Origin of the sequence: Pantoea sp. GM_Pan_4 (genome assembly GCF_026541005.1) — a bacterium.
Lineage (GTDB): Bacteria > Pseudomonadota > Gammaproteobacteria > Enterobacterales > Enterobacteriaceae > Pantoea > Pantoea dispersa.
The window spans coordinates 14,143-32,460 of record NZ_JALNUZ010000007.1; the positions used below are offsets into that span (position 1 = coordinate 14,143).

Sequence of the window (18,318 nt, forward strand, 5' to 3'; positions counted from 1 at the left end):
GGGCGACACAATGCGGCGGATTATAACACGAAGCCAGGCCGATCTCTGCAATTGACCGTGAGATCGTTTGGAGCCTGCTGCCGCTGGCGCTATACTGCTTTTTTCCTTATCTGACCGACACCTGAAAGGATCTATGTTCGTTTTCGCGATCGTGGCGCTGTTCGCCTACTCTCTCAGTCTTGCATTGATCATTCCGAGCCTGCTGAAACGCAACAGCGGCTGGCGGCGTTTTGCCGTGTTATCCGCCTGCGTGGCGCTGATTGCCCATGCGGTAGCGCTGCAGCAACGCATATTTGCCGTCGATAATGGACAAAACCTTAGCCTGCTGAATATTGGTTCGCTGGTCAGTTTGCTGATCTGTGCCATCATGACTATCGTTGCGTCGCGCAATCGCGGCTGGCTGCTGCTGCCGATTGTTTACAGTTTTGCGCTGATCAATCTGGCCTTCGCCACCTTTGTGCCAAACGCCTTTATCACCCATCTTGAGACCACGCCTGGCATGATGGTGCACATCGGTCTGTCGCTGTTTGCCTATGCCACGCTGATCATCGCGGCGCTGTATGCGCTGCAGCTGGCGTGGATCGACTATCAGTTAAAGAACAAAAAGCTGACGTTCACCCAGGATATGCCGCCGCTGCTCAGCATCGAGCGTAAGATGTTCCACATCACGCAGATTGGCGTGGTATTGCTGACGCTGGTGTTGTGCACCGGCCTGTTCTTTATGAATAACCTGTTCAGCCCGGAAAACATTGATAAAGCGGTGCTGTCGATTATCGCCTGGTTTGTCTACATCGTGCTGCTGTGGGGCCACTATCATGAAGGCTGGCGCGGTCGCCGTGTGGTGTGGTTCAACTGCGGCGGTGCGCTGCTGCTGACCATGGCCTATTTCGGCAGCCGCGTTCTGCAGCACCTGCTCACCTCTCACTAAAGGAATTTTTGCGTTGGAACATGTTTCAACCACCACGCTCATTATCACGCTGATCATTATGGTGCTGGTCTCAGCCTACTTCTCGGGTTCAGAGACCGGCATGATGACGCTCAACCGCTACAAACTGCGCCACAAAGCCAAAAGCGGCAACCGCAGCGCGCGTCGCGTTGAGAAACTGCTGCGTCGCCCCGACCGGCTAATCAGTCTGGTGCTGATTGGCAACAACCTCGTGAATATCCTCGCCTCGGCGCTCGGCACCATTGTCGGTATGCGCCTGTACGGCGATGCCGGCGTAGCCATCGCCACTGGCGTGCTGACCTTCGTGGTGCTGGTGTTTGCCGAAGTGCTGCCTAAAACCGTCGCGGCGCTTTATCCGGAAAAAGTCGCGTATCCCAGCAGTTTTCTGCTGGCGCCGCTGCAGTACGTGATGCTGCCGCTGGTGTGGCTGCTCAATACCATTACCCGCATTCTGATGCGCATGGTGGGCATTAAGACCGAAGGGTCGATTAACTCCGCCCTCAGCAAAGAAGAGCTGCGCACCATCGTGTATGAATCCCGCTCGCTGATGTCGCGCCGCAACCAGGACATGCTGCTGTCGGTACTGGACCTTGAGAAGGTCAACGTTGACGACATCATGGTGCCGCGCAATGAGATCGTCGGCATCAATATCAACGATGAGTGGAAGTCGATCGAGCGTCAGCTAAGCAACTCACCGCATGGCCGTATTGTGCTGTTCCGCGACTCACTGGACGATAGCGTCGGCATGCTGCGCGTGCGCGAAGCGTGGCGCATGATGGCCGAGAAAAAAGAGTTCAATAAAGAGCGACTGCTGCGCGCTGCCGATGAAATCTACTACGTGCCGGAAGGTACGCCTCTTAACGTGCAGCTGGTAAAATTCCAGCGCAATAAGAAGAAAGTAGGGCTGGTGATCGATGAGTACGGCGACATCAAAGGACTGGTTACCATCGAAGATATTCTGGAAGAGATCGTCGGCGACTTCACCACCTCTATGTCACCGTCACTGGCCGAAGAAGTGATGCCGCAAAACGACGGTTCGGTGCTGATTGAAGGCAGCGCCAACGTGCGGGAAATCAATAAGGCGTTCAACTGGACGCTGCCGGAAGAGGAAGCGCGCACCATCAACGGTATGCTGCTGGAAGCGCTGGAAGAGATCCCGCAGATGGACACGCAAGTACAGGTTGGCCATTACGACATTGATATTCTTGATGTGCAGGACAACATGGTGAAGCAGGTGCGCATTACGCCGCATCAGCCGCTGAAAGCGTCCATCGGTTCCTGAGACGACAAAAACAAAACGCCGCGATAATCGCGGCGTTTTTTATGGCAGAAGCGGCAACTAGAGTTGCAGCTCTTTCAGCTTTTCTGCCGGCAGCTTCAGATCTTCATTGCGGTTAACGCCAATGTCGTGCGCCAGCACGTTGCGCGCAATCTGCTGCGCTTCGTCCAGCGAGTGCAGCTTGTAGCTGCCGCACTGGTATTCGTTCAGTTCCGGAATCTGGTTCTGATCTTTTACCTTCAGCACATCTTCCATCGCGCCTTTCCACGCTTTTGCCACGCGCTGCTCGTCTGGCGTACCAATCAGGCTCATGTAGAAGCCGGTGCGGCAGCCCATCGGTGAGATATCGACGATTTCCACGCCGTCACCGTTGAGGTGGTTACGCATGAAGCCCGCGAACAGGTGCTCCAGCGTGTGGATGCCGCGTTCGGTCAGGATGTCGATGTTCGGACGGCAGAAACGCAGATCGAAAACGGTGATGGTATCGCCATGCGGAGTGTTCATGGTCTTCGCCACGCGTACCGCTGGCGCGCCCATGATGGTGTGATCAACAGTAAAACTATCCAGTAGTGGCATACGTCACCTCCTGTTTTGAGATTTTTTTTAAAACGATGAAACTTTTCTGTTCGCCCAACGTCTGAATATATGAAAGACGCGCATTTGTTATCATCATCCCTGACAACAGAGATGTTAATTTAGGCCACAGTGATGTGGCCATTTTCTTTTCTAGCCTTCGCGACCTGCCAGATAGCTGGCAAAATCCAGTGTATCACTCTGCTCCAGCTGCTGCTGTTTCAGCACCGACTCCTGCGCCTGACGGCTAAAATCGGCTTCGGTGAGAATTTCCAGCGGCTCTTCGCACAGCAGATGACGATACTGCTCGGCCAGCGCTACGCCGGCTCCGGTCAAACCCTGCTCTTTAATGGCTTGCAGAATGCGCGCCGAATAGGTTAGCTCAGGATCGTCAAACGACGCTACCAGTTGATCGCAAACCTGTTGATATTGCGTGCTGCCGTCGTTGCTATCCAGCACTTCAGCCACCCGGCGCAGATCGGCAAACAGCGCTTTACCGACATCAACCAGCAGATGTTCCGTATCACTGCAGCCCACGCCGATCACCTGACCTGGCTTGCGCCCTTCCAGCACCACGCGGTTCCAGTTTTTCCGGCTGCACAGCAGCTCATCTGCGCTCATCTCCGGCGCATCGGCCAGCGTACACCAAATCAGGAACAGATCGAGGAAGCGCGCCTGATCGGCATCCACACCGATGGCAGAGAACGGGTTGATGTCCAGCGAACGCACTTCAATGTACTCAATGCCGCCGCGCAGCAGCGCATCGGACGGCGCCTCACCCGAGCGGGTCACGCGTTTCGGACGAATCGGTGCGTACAGTTCGTTCTCGATTTGCAGCACGTTGGTATTGAGCTGCAGCCAGTTGCCTTCCGCGTCTTTGGTGCCCATCGCCGCATATTCGGCAGACGGCGTTTTGATCGCCGCTTTCAGCGCAGCGACATACCCTTCCAGCGAGTTGAAAGTAATACCCAGCCCGCTTTGTGATTTATTGGTGTAGCCCAAATCACTCAGGCGCAGCGAAGTGGCATACGGCAGCCACAATGTTCCTTCGCCGTTGGTTTCGAACGGCAGCTTACTTTCCCGTCCCTGCAGGAAGGAAGAGCAGATGGCTGGCGAAGCGCCAAACAGATAAGGAATCACCCAGCCGTAGCGATAGTAGTTGCGAATCAGGCGCAGATAGCCCGCCGAGATGGTCTCTTTGCCGCTCTCCGCGTCTTTGACATCCGCCCACTCCTGCCAGAACGACAGTGGCAGCGAGAAGTTATAGTGCACGCCAGAAATAATCTGCATCAGCGCGCTGTAGCGGTTTTTCAGCCCCTGACGATACAGGGTTTTCATTTTGCCGATATTGGAGCTGCCGTACTGCGCCAGCTCAATGTTGTCCACATCTTCAACATAGCCCGGCATACTGAACGGCCACATGCGCTCGTCGCCCAGCTCGCGCGCCACGTGACGGTGGATGTCGCGCAGAAACGCCAGGGAGCGATCGATGTTCTGATCCACCGGGGTGATGAACTCCAGCAGCGTTTCAGCAAAATCGGTGGTAATCCAGTCGTGCTTCAGCGCTGAACCCAGCGATTCAGGGTGGCCAGTGGTAGCCAGATGACCATTCGGCTGGACGCGGAGTGTTTCACGCTCAATGCCACGGCCGATACCCTTTAACGCGTCGGGATGCGCTTCCAGCCAGGAGAGCGCTTTTGATACGTCCGGGATCACATTAACCTCCCGCTGTGTGAATAATTTATTTTTGTTCAGCATAATGTTAACCGTAGCCTCGAATCTGTGCGAATCAATGCCACCATTGCATACCTTGTAAAGTGGCGGTCGCGATAACGATATAACGCAGCGTTTTACCCAGGGCGAGAAACAGCACGCAGGGCAGCCAGGAGAAGCGCAACCACCCTGCGAGCACGCAGAGTAAATCGCCCACCACTGGCAGCCAGCTAAACAGCAGCGCTGCGGGTCCCCATCGTTGTAGCCACGTCATTGCTGTGTCGTGCCATCGCCCTTGCCCTGTTGCTGGCATCAGGCGACCAAGAAGAATGTTGGTCAGGCCGCCCAGCGTGTTTCCCACTGATGCAGCCAGTAACAATCCATAGACCGACCCTTTCTGGGCGATCAATAACGCAATCAGCACCGCTTCTGAGCTGCCCGGAAGCAGCGTTGCACTCAGAAAGCTACTGCCGAATAACGATCCATACGTCAGAAATTCATTCACAGTAAACGGACATCAACCACATCCATGCCCGCCGCTTTAGCTGCCTGCACGCCAAAGTCAGCATCCTCGAATACCACGCAGCGCGCAGGCGCAACGCCCATCAGCTCTGCACAGCGTAAGAAGGTATCAGGCTGCGGCTTATGACGCTGGACATCGTCCGCCCCGACTACCGCATCAAACAGATGATAAACGTTGAGCGCTTCCAGCAGCGCTTTGGCTAAGCTGTGTTCGCTGCCGGTGCCAACCGCCATCGGACGGCGACCGTGATAGGCTTTGACCACCTGCATCAGCGGCAGCGGACGTATGTCTTCGAGCAGTATCGCTTTCAATGCCGCCGTTTTCTCTGCCGCCAGCTGATGCGGATCGTGCTGCGCCTGATTCTGTTCCAGAATGTAGCGGGCCAGTTGCCAGGTGGGTGCCCCGTTGAATGCCACCATCTTTGCTTCGTCCATGGTGAAACCATAGCGGCTCAGCACCTGCTGCCAGGCTTTTCGATGTGTCGGCTCGGTATCAAGAATGGTGCCGTCCATATCGAAAATCAGGGCGTCATAGTGGTCGTACATTGTGACTCCATTAACACCACAAAATGAGCCATTACTTTAGCGTAATGCGCTCAGGTTGTCGCCAGGCAGGCTTAACCGCAAATGCTTTGAAAGCATTAGCAATTTTCGTTTTCAGAATAAGGTCAGAGCGCGCGACCGGCGATAAATGGCGGTAAATGCAGTGATTTTTTGATGGAGACGGCGCGTGAGAAAATCTTTCGGAATGCGGATGTTGAATCGGGTCAGAATGAAGCGGAACAGCGCACAAGGGCAGTTTGCTTTTTATTTGATGGTGCATCCAGGAGGATGATTCGGCTGGCGCCTCACCCTGCGGGCCGTTGCTGAAGCAACGTTATCCTCCTTAGTACGTCCTGAACGATTATCGCATCATGACACACTGAGGCACTTTCCATCTTGCAGAAGATGGTGCATCCAGGAGGATTCGAACCTCCGACCGCTCGGTTCGTAGCCGAGTACTCTATCCAGCTGAGCTATGGATGCAATGAGATTTTCTTTCGATGAACATACTGAATAGACTTGAGAATAACATAGAGAATGGTGCATCCAGGAGGATTATTCGGCTGGCGCCTCACCCTTCGGGCCGTTGCTGAAGCAACGTTATCCTCCTTAGCACGTCCTGAACGATTATCGCATCATGACACACTGAGGCACTTTCCATCTCGGAGAAGATGGTGCATCCAGGAGGATTCGAACCTCCGACCGCTCGGTTCGTAGCCGAGTACTCTATCCAGCTGAGCTATGGATGCATTGAGAGATTTTCTTACGATGGACTGACTGAAATCAACCTGGGAATAATACAAAGAATGGTGCATCCAGGAGGATTCGAACCTCCGACCGCTCGGTTCGTAGCCGAGTACTCTATCCAGCTGAGCTATGGATGCATTAAATGATTCTTGTACAACGCAGGGTGCTAACAACTCACCATGAAAGGAACTACTCGTTCACTCTTACTACTCTGAAGTAAATACCATATCCGAAGATGGTGCATCCAGGAGGATTATTCGGCTTGCGCCTCACCCTGCGGGCCGTTGCTGAAGCAACGTTATCCTCCTTAGTACGCCCTGAAAGCTTATCGCTTCATGACACACTGAGGCACTTTCCATCCTGAAAAAGATGGTGCATCCAGGAGGATTCGAACCTCCGACCGCTCGGTTCGTAGCCGAGTACTCTATCCAGCTGAGCTATGGATGCATCGGAAAATGGCGGTGAGGCGGGGATTCGAACCCCGGATGCAGCTTTTGACCGCATACTCCCTTAGCAGGGGAGCGCCTTCAGCCTCTCGGCCACCTCACCTTACGCGTTCTTGCGAACCGTGCTTTTGAACTTTGTTTCCGCTCATCGGCACTGCGTGGCGCACATATTACTTTCCCGGACTTATAAGTCAAACAATTTTTCCCGACTTTTTACCGATTCAGGTTTGATTGCGCAAATGACGTGCAATCCGCATATTTTGCCGACAAAAAGAGTGATTTATCAACAGTAAAAGCGTGCGGCAGCCGACATAATTCGCGGAAAAAACAGCAGAGCGTGAACGGATAAAAATAACGACGGGAGGAAGAGAAGCGGTAGCGCCTCGCCACACAGCGAGGCACTGAATACGTTATTGAGGTGTACTCTGTGTTTTTTCAGCCTGGATGCGCTGATAGATTTCTTCACGGTGAACCGACACTTCTTTTGGCGCGTTTACGCCTATGCGGACCTGGTTACCCTTAACACCCAGCACCGTTACAGTTACCTCATCACCAATCATGAGGGTTTCACCAACTCGACGAGTTAGAATAAGCATTCTTTGCTCCTTGAAAGATTAAAAGAGTCGGGCCTGTTCGGTCTCCCGGCCATATCCATCATATAACGCTGAACAATGCCTATGACAAATACACCATTGTGTTCTGCCATGCCAATACATTCTGCTGATAGTTAGTTTAGCCGAAATACACTACATCAACCGGACTTTGTCATTACCTGGTGCACACCGCGTTAAAAAGCGCCGAAACAGATGTTCCTGGCGCTCTTCACGATGCTTAATTTTATTTCGTTACAGCCGGTTACTCACCCACTCCGGCACGCCAGCCAGCGCGCCAGAAAGTGCCTGGGCGTCGGTTCCGCCAGCCTGCGCCAGGTCCGGACGCCCGCCGCCTTTACCGCCGACCTGCGCAGCCAGTTCGCCAATCAGCTCACCGGCCTTCACCCGATCGGTCAGATCTTTGGTGACGCCAGCAATCAGCGACACCTTACCTTCTGCAACGGTTGCCAGTACGATGACAGCAGAACCAAGCTGATTTTTCAGATCGTCCACCATCGTGCGCAGCATTTTTGGCTCGACATTGCTGAGTTCGCTTACCAGCAGTTTCGCGCCCTTCACCTCAACCGCTTTGCTACTCAGTGAAGCGCTTTCCTGCGCCGCTTGCTGATCGCGTAGCTGTTGCAGCTCTTTCTCCAGCGCACGCACGTTTTCTACCAGTCCGCGCACTTTCTCGTTCAGATTACTGTGGTTGGCTTTCACCACCTGAGCAATGTCGGTTAGCTGATCGCTCTGCGCATGCAGTTGTGCAATCGCGGCTTCACCGGTCACCGCTTCGATACGGCGAATACCCGCCGCCGTGCCGGCTTCGCCCTGAATGCGGAACAGGCCGATGTCACCGGTACGGGCCGCGTGCGTACCGCCACACAGCTCAATGGAGTACTCGCCCATGCTGACCACGCGCACACGCTGATCGTACTTTTCACCGAACAGCGCGGTGGCGCCCAGCGCTTTCGCCTCTTCCAGGTCCATCACGTTAGTGGTGATAGGCAGGTTGCGGCGAATCTGGGCGTTAACGATATCCTCAACCGCACGAATCTGCTGCGGCTTCATGGCTTCGCCGTGTGAGAAGTCAAAACGCAGGTACTTGTCGTTGTTAAGCGAGCCTTTCTGGCCAACGTGATCGCCCAGCACTTCGCGCAACGCTTCGTGCATCAGATGCGTCGCGGAGTGGTTAAGGATGATGCGCGAACGACGCACTTCATCGACCTGCGCCTGCAGGCGATCGCCCACCCGCAGCTGACCCTGGCGTAGCTTACCGATATGACCAAAGGCTTTGCCATATTTTTGCGTATCCTGCACGCTAAATTCAGCATTTTGCCCGGTCAGGGTGCCGGTATCGCCCACCTGGCCGCCAGACTCACCGTAGAACGGGGTCTGATCCAGAATCACCACCGCATCCTGCCCTGCAGCCACCTGCTCAACCTGCTGGCCGTCCACAAACAGCGCCTGCACCGTCGCCTCGAGCGAGAGGTGGTCGTAACCTTTGAATTGAGTCGGCGTATCAAAGCGGATAACCGTGTTGTAATCGGTACCGAAGCCGCTGGCTTCACGCGCACGCTGACGCTGCTGCTCCATCGCCGCTTCAAAGCCCGCTTCGTCAATCTTCAGATTGCGCTCACGGCATACGTCAGCAGTCAGGTCCGCCGGGAAGCCGAAGGTGTCATACAGACGGAAAACCGTTTCGCCGTCGAGGGTGTCGCCTTTTAGCTTCGCCAGCTCGTCGTCCAGCAGTGCCAGGCCACGCTCCAGCGTTTTAGCAAACTGCTCTTCTTCATTTTTCAGGGCGTTCTCAACGTGCTTCTGCTGACGTTTGAGGTCCTCACCTGCTGCGCCCATCACCTCGATCAGCGGAGCCACCAGTTTGTAGAAGAAGGCTTCTTTCGCGCCCAGCATGTTGCCATGACGCACCGCGCGACGAATGATGCGACGCAGCACATAGCCACGGTTTTCATTCGACGGGATGACACCATCGGCAATCAGGAAGGCGCATGAACGGATGTGGTCGGCGATCACGCGCAGTGATTTGTTGTTCAGATCGGTGGCGCCGGTTACCTGCGCCACCGCGTTAATCAACTTCGCGAACAGATCGATTTCATAGTTGGAGTTCACATGCTGCAGTACCGCGGCGATACGCTCAAGGCCCATACCGGTATCCACCGACGGTTTCGGCAGTGGCTGCATGGTGCCGTCGGCCTGACGGTTGAACTGCATGAACACGATGTTCCAGATTTCGATATAGCGATCGCCATCCTCTTCCGGACTGCCCGGAGGGCCGCCCCAGATGTGGTCGCCGTGATCGTAGAAGATTTCGGTGCACGGACCGCAAGGGCCGGTGTCACCCATCTGCCAGAAGTTGTCAGAGGCGTAAGCACCGCCTTTATTATCGCCAATGCGGATAATACGTTCGCGCGGTACGCCGATATCATTGGCCCAGATTTCAAAGGCTTCGTCATCGGTTTCGTATACGGTTACCCACAGACGCTCTTTCGGCAGCTTAAACCACTGCTCGCCCGTCAGCAGTTCCCAGGCGTAGGCAATGGCTTCTTTCTTGAAGTAGTCGCCAAAGCTGAAGTTGCCCAGCATTTCAAAGAAGGTGTGGTGACGCGCGGTGTAGCCGACGTTTTCCAGGTCATTGTGCTTACCGCCGGCACGCACGCAGCGCTGCGACGTGGTGGCACGCGAATAATCGCGCTTGTCCTGACCTAGGAAAACGTCTTTAAATTGCACCATGCCGGCGTTAGTAAACAGCAACGTCGGATCGTTGTTTGGTACGAGGGAGCTGCTGGCTACAACCTGATGTCCCTTGCTATGAAAAAAGTCGAGAAACGCTTGACGGATCTCAGCAGTGCTCTTGCTCATAAAATTCCTGGAATCACGCTAACGAACGTTCCCTTTCGCTGGCAAACCGCATGCGCCCGGCCCGCCACTGACTGAGGAACAAAAAGTGGGAATAAGATAAATTTTCTTCAATGGGAAGTAAAATCCCATCGCCTTTCAGTCGTCAATATTTCTGAAAATCGCCTGAATGTCTTCCATCATAAAGCCTTTCGACATCAGAAAGCGCTGGACTTTGCTTTTTTCCGCCCAGCTTTGCGGCAGCGGTTCGCCGAATTTACGTTTAGCGACCTCGGCCGCGCACTGGCTCCAGTCAACCTCGCTATCGAACAGCGCCTGGTTGATCTCACCGCGGTCGATGCCTTTTTGCTGCAGCTCCATGCGCACCCGCTGTGGACCATAGCCTTTGCGCGCGCGACTCTGAATAAAGCGTTCGGTAAAACGCTGGTCGTTGAGCCAGCCATTCTCCTGACACCAGTCGAGCACTTTCTCCAGCAGCGCTTCCGGTATCGGCTGGCTCTCCTGTTGCTGTAGCCAGGCCGCACGCTGATTGTTCAGCTGCAGTTTGCGTTTCAGCTCGTCGCGGCTATGGTCGCGCTGCGACAAAATACGCATGGCACGATCGAGTACCCGGGAAAAGGTTGGCTCCGGAGCCTGTGATGAGGTCGATGACATAGGATTACCTTGTTGTGACTGTTGCGCAGGGTAAAGCAAGAAGGCAGAGAGGAAAAGCACGGGCGGGAAAAAGCAAAACGGGAGCATTGCTGCTCCCGTGGGTATGGTTAGAAATCTTCGTTGGTTTCGCTGGCTTCTTCGTATTTATCAGCCGCGCTATCCGCTGTCGCCGCTTCCGCCGTCGCACCGGTCAGCAGCATGTCACGCAGCTTAACGTCGAGCTCATTGGCAATCGCCGGATTCTCTTTGAGGAAGTTGGTAGCGTTCGCTTTACCCTGGCCGATTTTATCGCCGTTGTAGCTGTACCACGCACCGGCTTTTTCCACCAGTTTGTGCTTCACGCCGAGGTCAACCAGCTCGCCGAAGGTGTTGATGCCTTCACCGTACATGATCTGGAACTCAGCCTGCTTAAACGGTGCTGCCACTTTGTTCTTCACCACTTTAACGCGGGTTTCGCTCCCCACCACTTCGTCGCCCTCTTTAATGGCGCCGATACGGCGGATATCCAGACGCACGGAGGCGTAGAACTTCAGGGCGTTACCACCGGTGGTAGTTTCCGGGTTACCGAACATCACACCAATCTTCATACGAATCTGGTTGATGAAGATCAGCAGCGTGTTGGACTGCTTAAGGTTACCCGCCAGTTTACGCATCGCCTGGCTCATCATACGCGCAGCCAGACCCATGTGCGAATCACCGATTTCACCTTCGATTTCCGCTTTCGGCGTCAGCGCCGCCACGGAGTCAACGATGATCACGTCTACCGCACCCGAACGGGCCAGCGCATCACAGATCTCCAGCGCCTGCTCACCGGTATCCGGCTGCGAACACAGCAGGTTATCAATGTCGACGCCCAGTTTCTTGGCGTATACCGGATCCAGCGCGTGCTCGGCATCGATAAAGGCACAGGTTTTGCCTTTACGCTGCGCAGCAGCAATGACCTGCAGGGTCAGCGTGGTTTTACCGGAGGACTCAGGTCCGTAAATCTCAACGATACGGCCCATTGGCAGGCCACCCGCGCCCAGCGCGATGTCCAGCGACAGGGAGCCGGTAGAGATGGTTTCAACATCCATCGAGCGGTCTTCACCCAGGCGCATGATGGAGCCTTTACCAAATTGTTTCTCAATCTGGCCCAGCGCGGCAGCTAAAGCCTTCTGTTTGTTCTCGTCAATCGCCATTTCCACTCCTAATCATGCCGGGTGAGCGGGCACCGTGTATGCCTGCTCGTTCTGTTGCCGCTAATTATACTGTATAGTCATACAGTATCAAGTTTAATTTGTCAGAAATTCATCCAGCAGCGCCTGCAGCGCCCAGCTGACTGACTGACGCCGGACAGCATCGCGATCGCCGGTAAACTGCTGGCGCTGTGCCAGCACGCGGCCCTCCGGACCCGCCAGCGCAAACCAGACGGTACCGACCGGCTTTTCTGCCGTGCCGCCATCCGGTCCGGCGATGCCGCTCACCGCAATACCGTAGCCAGCGCCGGCCGCGGCACAGGCGCCGGTCACCATTTCGCGTACCGTTTGCTCACTGACGGCACCGTGCTGCGCCAGCGTCGCCGCCTGCACGCCAACCATCTGCTGCTTGGCCTCATTGCTGTAGGTAACAAAGCCGCGCTCAAACCACGCCGAACTGCCGCTAATGTCGGTAAATACCTTGGCAATCCAGCCGCCGGTACAGGACTCCGCCGCCGTCACCGTCGCCTGACGATGCCTGAGCTGTTCGCCAATACGGCGGCTGAGCTGCTGAAGTTGTTCGTCGTTCATCGCCTTCTCCTGTTGTGGCGCTTCACGTTAGCAGTAAATGGTGCGGCGACAAGCCCTTTTCAACCGCCGCCGTCGCATTTTGCGCGCTGCGTTCCGGTGAGCTCAGCGCATTTTCACCGCCACCATAAATAAACGCGGAAAGGCCAGCAAAACCTGTCCATTACTGCGCGTCGGGTAAGCGGGCAGCAGCGCCTGATGATAGTCGTCTAAAAAGTCCGCCTGCTGCGCCTCATCCAGCGCGGCAAGGAACGGACGCAGCCCGGTGGCACGCAACCAGCTGATAATCGCCTGCGCATCAGCCATCGGATGATAGTAAGTGGTGCGCCAGATATCGACCTGACAGCCTGCATCGCTTAATAAATCATAGTAGCGATCGCTGCTCAGCAGGCGTTTGCGCTCTGCCGCCTGAGGCGAAATATGCGCCTGCCAGCGTGAGCTGGCGGCCACCTCACGCATCAGACGATGCGACGGCTCCTGCAGGTTATCCGGCATTTGCACCCCCAGTGCACCGCCCGGTGCCAGCTGGTTTACCAGATGCGGCAACAAGGTTTCGTGGTCGGTCAGCCATTGCAGCGACGCGTTGGCATAAATGACCTGTTGCGGCTGCTCAGGCTGCCAGCTGCGGATATCGGCCTGACGAAAGTCACAGTCCGGCAGGCGTTGCCGCGCCTGTTCCAGCATCGCCTCAGAGCTGTCGATACCGGTGATGTGTGCCTGCGGCCAGGCGTGCGCCAGCAGTTCCGTGCTGTTGCCCGGGCCACATCCCAGGTCCGTAGCAAAGCGCACCTCGTTGACGGGAATACGCGCCAGCAACTCCTGTGCCGGACGCGTACGCTCAGATTCAAACTGACGATACAGCTGGGGATTCCAGTCTTGCATAGCAACGCTCCTGTCTGTGTGGAAGAGTCACACACTACCTGTTTTGCTGCGCGAGGCGCGAAGAGAAAAGTGCGGTTGCCGGAAAAGTGTGAGTGGCGCAGCGGAATCAGAGACAGCAGGCTAGGACATGGCGATATCGCGCGCTGGCGAAGCTGTGGTTACCAGCCCAACCTGAGGGGGAAAACAACAGGACGGCGCATGGCCGTCCTGCAATTAGTTCTTTTTCACAAACTCAGATTTGAGTTTCATCGGACCGAAGCCGTCGATTTTGCAATCGATATTGTGGTCACCTTCAACCAGACGGATGCTTTTCACTTTAGTGCCGATTTTCAGGGTGGAAGAGCTGCCTTTCACCTTGAGATCTTTAACTACGGTTACGCTATCGCCATCTGCCAGCAGGTTACCGTTGGCATCGCGCACTACCAGCCCTTCGCTGCTGTCATCCGCGCTGGCGGACCAGATATGGCCGCAGGAGGGGCAGTTCAGGTTTTCACCCTCCTGCCAGGTGTAATCTGCCTGGCAGGCCGGGCAGGCAGGTAAAGTCGTCATACATATTCCTCAGTGGTCGGTATGCGATGAAGAAGGCACCGCAAAACGGGCGCCATCTTATACCCTCATACTTTATAAGGACAGGATTAAAGCATGTTGCCCTGACGCGCCTGGGCGACCGCCTGCCCCAGCTGCCACACCGCCATGGCATAGTGCGTGCTGTGGTTGTAGCGCGTAATCACGTAGAAATTAGGCAGACCGTACCAGTATTGATAGCTGGTGCCGAGATCCAGCCGCAGCAGGCTGACCTGGCTGTTGCCGTCCAGCGAACCCTGCGGTGCCAGACCGCTGGCCGCCAGCGTATTCACTGAATAAGAGGTTTTGAAACCGTTCTCCAGCGCCGGTGCCTGACCGCTGGCGGGCACGGCGACGTTTTCACCGGAACGCCAGCCGTGCGCTTTAAAGTAGTTGGCAACGCTGCCGATGGCATCCACCGGATCCCACAGATTGATATGGCCGTCGCCGTTAAAATCGACCGCATACTGCTTATAGGAGGACGGCATAAACTGGCCGTAGCCCATGGCACCGGCGAAAGAGCCGCGCAGATCCAGCGGATCGTCCTGCTCGGTGCGCGCCATCAGCAGGAAGGTTTCCAGCTCGCTGCTGAAGTAAGCGGCACGGCGCGGATAGCTAAACGAGAGCGTCGCCAGCGCATCCAGCAGACGGGTTTTGCCCATCACCCGACCCCAGCGTGTTTCCACCCCGATAATCCCGACGATGATCTCCGGCGGTACGCCATACACCTGCTGGGCGCGCTGCAGCGCATCCTGATATTGATTCCAGAAGGCGACGCCGTTCTGCACGTTATCCGGGGTGATGAATTTATTGCGATAGCGAATCCACGCGCCGTTCGGCCCGCTCGGCGGCGTATAGCTCGGCGCCTGCTGATCCATCAGGCGCAGCACGTAATCCAGTCGCTTCGCCTGGCCAATGACCGCATGCAGCTGGTCGCGGTTGAAACCGTGCTTCGCCACCATCTGATCGATAAATTGTTCTGCCGCCGGATTACCGGCAAAGTCGCCAAACATCGGCTGAATGGCGTGAGAAGGTTCCAGTAAAAACCCCCCTTTCGGTGCAGGCACAACGGCGGATTGCTGCTGGGGGGCAGGCTTACTGCTGCAGGCAGCAAGCAAACAAATAAGCGGAAGAAGAGCAACCTTAAAACGCATCGGATATCCATAAGCCAGATGAAACACGAATGCTCATGGTAATCGTTCAACGAAGCGACTTACAGAGCAATGTCGTAAATTTACGCCCGTTGTGATTCTGCAGTTATGACCAGCCATATCTCTGCTCAGGTAATGAAAACGCCGCAGAGGTAAGGGGTGCACTGACCGAACTGACACTCACCTGTAGCGCGGCAGCGGCAGTGCCCGGCCGCGCTAAGCGCCGAATTTGCGTGCTGGCTCCACAGTTTTCCCCGCCGCGTAAAATTTGCTTTTTACCGCCTGTCGCAATTTGATATGGTCGCCAGCCAGAAACATCGGCTGGCGGATGAAGCGGGCTGCGCAAAAATGCTAACATCTGCCCTTTCGTTATCCGCCAGTGTGATAACCATCCATCCCCGGCTGCCCCTGTCCAGCCAGCGGAAATCAAAAGAGTGAATCCTGAGTGAGAATGAGATGAAAGGAGCAGAGCAAATGGACTTCAGTGGCCACACCCCCATGATGCAGCAATACCTGCGCCTGAAGGCCGATCATCCTGACATCCTGCTGTTTTATCGCATGGGCGATTTCTATGAGCTGTTCTACGACGATGCCAGACGCGCATCGCAGCTGCTGGAGATCTCGCTGACCAAACGCGGTGCGTCCGCCGGGGAACCGATCCCGATGGCCGGCGTGCCCTATCATGCCGTTGAAGGCTACCTGGCGAAGCTGGTTCAGCTGGGCGAATCGGTGGCGATCTGCGAGCAGATTGGCGATCCGGCACTCAGCAAAGGGCCGGTTGAGCGTAAAGTGGTGCGCATAGTAACGCCCGGCACCATCAGTGATGAAGCGTTACTGCAGGAGCGCCAGGATAACCTGCTGGCAGCCATCTTCCAGAGCCAGCGCGGTTTTGGCTACGCCACGCTGGATATCAGCTCCGGGCGTTTCCGCCTCAGCGAGCCGGGCGATATCGAGACCATGGCGGCCGAACTGCAGCGTACCAATCCGGCAGAGTTGCTCTATCCGGAGGATTTGCAGGCCATGACGCTGATCGATCAGCGCCGCGGGCTGCGGCGGCGTCCGCTGTGGGAATTTGAAATCGACACCGCACGTCAGCAGTTAAACCTGCAGTTTGGCACGCGCGATCTCAGCGGCTTTGGCGTCGAGCAGGCGCATCTGGCGCTGCGCGCGGCGGGCTGTCTGCTGCAGTATGTCAAAGATACGCAGCGCACCTCGCTGCCGCACATCCGCTCGCTGAGTATGGAGCGCCAGCAGGACAGCGTCATCATGGATGCGGCTACCCGGCGCAATCTGGAAATCACCCAGAATCTGGCGGGCGGCAGCGAAAATACGCTCGCGGCGGTGCTGGATAAAACCGTCACGCCGATGGGCAGCCGCATGCTGAAGCGCTGGCTGCATATGCCGCTGCGCGACGTGGCCACCATCACGCGCCGCCAGGAATCAATTGCCGAACTGCAGTCGCTGAGCGAAGAACTGCAACCGGTGCTGCGCCAGGTGGGCGATCTGGAGCGTATTCTGGCACGTCTGGCGCTGCGCACCGCGCGTCCGCGCGATCTGGCGCGCATGCGTCATGCCTTCCAGCAATTGCCAGAACTCAATACCCAGTTAGCGGGCGTGGCCGCGCCTCATCTGAATGTGCTGCGCGACCGGATGGGGGATTTCAGCGAACTGCGCGAACTGCTGGAAAGCGCCATTATCGAATCGCCGCCAGTGCTGGTGCGCGACGGTGGTGTTATCGCGCCCGGCTATAACGCCGAGCTGGACGAGTGGCGCGCGCTGGCCGACGGCGCCAGCGACTATCTTGACCGCCTGGAGATTCGCGAGCGCGAAAAACTGGGGCTGGATACGCTGAAGGTTGGCTTCAACGCTGTGCACGGCTATTACATTCAGGTCAGCCGCGGACAGAGCCATCTGGTGCCTATCCATTACGTCCGCCGCCAGACGCTGAAAAATGCTGAGCGCTATATCATTCCCGAACTGAAAGAGTACGAAGACAAGGTTCTCACGTCGAAAGGCAAAGCGCTGGCGCTGGAAAAGAGCCTGTATGACGAGCTGTTCGATCGCCTGCTGCCGCACCTCGAAGCGCTGCAGCAGAGCGCCGCGGCGCTGGCAGAACTGGACGTACTGGCCAACCTGGCCGAACGCGCCTGGACGCTCAACTATTGCCGCCCGGTGCTGCAGGAGAAAGCCGGGATTCGCATCACCGCCGGTCGCCATCCGGTGGTGGAACAGGTGCTGAAAGAGCCGTTCATTGCCAACCCGCTGTCGCTTTCGATGCAGCGTCGCATGCTGATCATTACCGGCCCCAACATGGGCGGTAAGAGTACTTATATGCGGCAGACGGCCCTGATTGCGCTGATGGCCTGGATCGGCAGCTATGTGCCGGCGGAAGAGACGGTGATCGGCCCCATTGATCGCATTTTTACCCGTGTCGGTGCCGCCGACGATCTTGCCTCCGGTCGCTCTACCTTTATGGTCGAGATGACCGAGACCGCCAACATTCTGCATAACGCCACCGAAAACAGCCTGGTGCTGATGGACGAAATCGGCCGCGGGACGTCCACTTATGATGGCCTTTCGCTCGCCTGGGCCTGTGCCGAAAGCCTGGCGAATCGCATCAAAGCCATGACGCTGTTTGCCACCCACTACTTCGAGCTCACGACCCTGCCGGAGAAAATGGAAGGCGTGGTGAATGTGCATCTTGATGCGGTGGAACACGGTGACACCATTGCCTTTATGCACAGCGTGCAGGATGGCGCCGCGAGCAAGAGCTACGGCCTGGCCGTGGCGGCGCTGGCCGGTGTGCCGAAAGAGGTGATTAAGCGTGCGCGCCACAAGTTAAAAGAGCTGGAAGCGCTGTCGGGCAGTTCTGCCGGCTCAACGGTGGAGGGCTCACAGCTGCCGCTGCTGGTGGAGGAAACCTCGCCGGCAGTGGAAGCGCTGGAAGCGCTCGATCCGGACAGCCTGACGCCCAAACAGGCGCTGGAGTGGATTTACCGTCTGAAAACCCTGATGTAATCAGTCACCGGCGCGTGCGCGGCGCGCCGGCCTGAATGACAGGCATA

Annotated in this window: 15 protein-coding genes and 5 tRNA genes; 3 read left to right on the forward strand and 17 right to left on the reverse strand. The window is 56.4% G+C overall.

Annotated elements, in window-relative coordinates; genetic code table 11:
• Positions 1 to 133 precede the first annotated feature (133 nt).
• Positions 134 to 928, forward strand: a complete 795-nt coding sequence (locus tag OXR61_RS15115; RefSeq protein ID WP_010617128.1) for an inner membrane protein YpjD — start codon at positions 134 to 136, stop codon at positions 926 to 928.
• A gap of 13 nt (positions 929 to 941) precedes the next feature.
• Positions 942 to 2,228: an HlyC/CorC family transporter gene (locus tag OXR61_RS15120; RefSeq protein WP_021507328.1), complete on the forward strand. Its 1,287-nt coding sequence runs from the start codon at positions 942 to 944 to the stop codon at positions 2,226 to 2,228.
• Between the two features lie 57 nt (positions 2,229 to 2,285).
• Here the strand turns inward: OXR61_RS15120 and luxS are convergent, their stop codons facing one another.
• The 17 genes from luxS to mltB form a co-directional block, all read right to left on the reverse strand.
• Positions 2,286 to 2,801: an S-ribosylhomocysteine lyase gene (gene luxS / locus OXR61_RS15125; protein WP_010617126.1), complete on the reverse strand. Its 516-nt coding sequence runs from the start codon at positions 2,799 to 2,801 to the stop codon at positions 2,286 to 2,288.
• 150 nt (positions 2,802 to 2,951) lie between these two features.
• Positions 2,952 to 4,556: a glutamate--cysteine ligase gene (gshA, locus tag OXR61_RS15130; RefSeq protein WP_021507329.1), complete on the reverse strand. Its 1,605-nt coding sequence runs from the start codon at positions 4,554 to 4,556 to the stop codon at positions 2,952 to 2,954.
• 31 nt (positions 4,557 to 4,587) lie between these two features.
• The gene (locus OXR61_RS15135; RefSeq protein ID WP_021507330.1) at positions 4,588 to 5,016 is read right to left on the reverse strand and encodes a YqaA family protein; all 429 of its coding nucleotides are present in this window, start codon (positions 5,014 to 5,016) and stop codon (positions 4,588 to 4,590) included.
• Positions 5,013 to 5,579, reverse strand: coding sequence for a fructose-1-phosphate/6-phosphogluconate phosphatase (gene yqaB / locus OXR61_RS15140; RefSeq protein ID WP_021507331.1), 567 nt, complete (start codon positions 5,577 to 5,579; stop codon positions 5,013 to 5,015). The genes OXR61_RS15135 and yqaB overlap by 4 nt, the downstream gene beginning before the upstream one ends.
• Positions 5,580 to 5,982: 403 nt before the next feature.
• Positions 5,983 to 6,059 (reverse strand) — tRNA-Arg (locus OXR61_RS15145).
• Between the two features lie 189 nt (positions 6,060 to 6,248).
• Positions 6,249 to 6,325 (reverse strand) — tRNA-Arg (locus OXR61_RS15150).
• A gap of 58 nt (positions 6,326 to 6,383) precedes the next feature.
• Positions 6,384 to 6,460: transfer RNA gene (locus OXR61_RS15155), tRNA-Arg, on the reverse strand.
• 233 nt (positions 6,461 to 6,693) lie between these two features.
• Positions 6,694 to 6,770, reverse strand: a tRNA-Arg gene (locus OXR61_RS15160).
• Between the two features lie 9 nt (positions 6,771 to 6,779).
• A tRNA-Ser gene (locus OXR61_RS15165) sits at positions 6,780 to 6,872 on the reverse strand.
• Between the two features lie 307 nt (positions 6,873 to 7,179).
• The gene (csrA, locus tag OXR61_RS15170) at positions 7,180 to 7,365 is read right to left on the reverse strand and encodes a carbon storage regulator CsrA (RefSeq protein ID WP_021314278.1); all 186 of its coding nucleotides are present in this window, start codon (positions 7,363 to 7,365) and stop codon (positions 7,180 to 7,182) included.
• A 249-nt stretch (positions 7,366 to 7,614) separates the two neighbouring features.
• Complete coding sequence (gene alaS / locus OXR61_RS15175) at positions 7,615 to 10,242, reverse strand: alanine--tRNA ligase (RefSeq protein ID WP_021507332.1); 2,628 nt, start codon at positions 10,240 to 10,242, stop codon at positions 7,615 to 7,617.
• Between the two features lie 135 nt (positions 10,243 to 10,377).
• Positions 10,378 to 10,893, reverse strand: coding sequence for a regulatory protein RecX (locus tag OXR61_RS15180; RefSeq protein ID WP_031279677.1), 516 nt, complete (start codon positions 10,891 to 10,893; stop codon positions 10,378 to 10,380).
• Positions 10,894 to 11,000: 107 nt separating this feature from the next.
• Entirely contained in the window at positions 11,001 to 12,071 is a 1,071-nt protein-coding gene (gene recA, locus OXR61_RS15185) for a recombinase RecA (protein WP_021507334.1), read from the reverse strand.
• Between the two features lie 93 nt (positions 12,072 to 12,164).
• Positions 12,165 to 12,659, reverse strand: a complete 495-nt coding sequence (gene pncC / locus OXR61_RS15190) for a nicotinamide-nucleotide amidase (RefSeq protein ID WP_010616727.1) — start codon at positions 12,657 to 12,659, stop codon at positions 12,165 to 12,167.
• Between the two features lie 102 nt (positions 12,660 to 12,761).
• Positions 12,762 to 13,538 carry a trans-aconitate 2-methyltransferase gene (gene tam / locus OXR61_RS15195; protein ID WP_021507335.1) on the reverse strand — a complete coding sequence of 259 codons (777 nt, stop codon included), beginning with the start codon at positions 13,536 to 13,538 and terminating at the stop codon, positions 12,762 to 12,764.
• A gap of 213 nt (positions 13,539 to 13,751) precedes the next feature.
• Entirely contained in the window at positions 13,752 to 14,087 is a 336-nt protein-coding gene (locus tag OXR61_RS15200) for a zinc ribbon domain-containing protein YjdM (protein WP_021507336.1), read from the reverse strand.
• 86 nt (positions 14,088 to 14,173) lie between these two features.
• Entirely contained in the window at positions 14,174 to 15,256 is a 1,083-nt protein-coding gene (gene mltB, locus OXR61_RS15205) for a lytic murein transglycosylase B (RefSeq protein WP_031279678.1), read from the reverse strand.
• 471 nt (positions 15,257 to 15,727) lie between these two features.
• Here mltB and mutS point away from each other — a divergent pair, with 471 nt between their 5' ends.
• Complete coding sequence (gene mutS, locus OXR61_RS15210; protein WP_021507338.1) at positions 15,728 to 18,271, forward strand: DNA mismatch repair protein MutS; 2,544 nt, start codon at positions 15,728 to 15,730, stop codon at positions 18,269 to 18,271.
• Positions 18,272 to 18,318: the final 47 nt, after the last annotated feature.

Coding starts and splice junctions, on each gene's coding strand:
- OXR61_RS15115 (WP_010617128.1), top strand. CDS start 134: ATGTTCGTTTTCGCGATCGTGGCGCTGTTCGCCTACTCTCTCAGTCTT.
- luxS (WP_010617126.1), bottom strand. CDS start 2,801: ATGCCACTACTGGATAGTTTTACTGTTGATCACACCATCATGGGCGCG.
- gshA (WP_021507329.1), bottom strand. CDS start 4,556: ATGCTGAACAAAAATAAATTATTCACACAGCGGGAGGTTAATGTGATC.
- yqaB (WP_021507331.1), bottom strand. CDS start 5,579: ATGTACGACCACTATGACGCCCTGATTTTCGATATGGACGGCACCATT.
- csrA (WP_021314278.1), bottom strand. CDS start 7,365: ATGCTTATTCTAACTCGTCGAGTTGGTGAAACCCTCATGATTGGTGAT.
- alaS (WP_021507332.1), bottom strand. CDS start 10,242: ATGAGCAAGAGCACTGCTGAGATCCGTCAAGCGTTTCTCGACTTTTTT.
- OXR61_RS15180 (WP_031279677.1), bottom strand. CDS start 10,893: ATGTCATCGACCTCATCACAGGCTCCGGAGCCAACCTTTTCCCGGGTA.
- recA (WP_021507334.1), bottom strand. CDS start 12,071: ATGGCGATTGACGAGAACAAACAGAAGGCTTTAGCTGCCGCGCTGGGC.
- pncC (WP_010616727.1), bottom strand. CDS start 12,659: ATGAACGACGAACAACTTCAGCAGCTCAGCCGCCGTATTGGCGAACAG.
- tam (WP_021507335.1), bottom strand. CDS start 13,538: ATGCAAGACTGGAATCCCCAGCTGTATCGTCAGTTTGAATCTGAGCGT.
- OXR61_RS15200 (WP_021507336.1), bottom strand. CDS start 14,087: ATGACGACTTTACCTGCCTGCCCGGCCTGCCAGGCAGATTACACCTGG.
- mltB (WP_031279678.1), bottom strand. CDS start 15,256: ATGCGTTTTAAGGTTGCTCTTCTTCCGCTTATTTGTTTGCTTGCTGCC.
- mutS (WP_021507338.1), top strand. CDS start 15,728: ATGGACTTCAGTGGCCACACCCCCATGATGCAGCAATACCTGCGCCTG.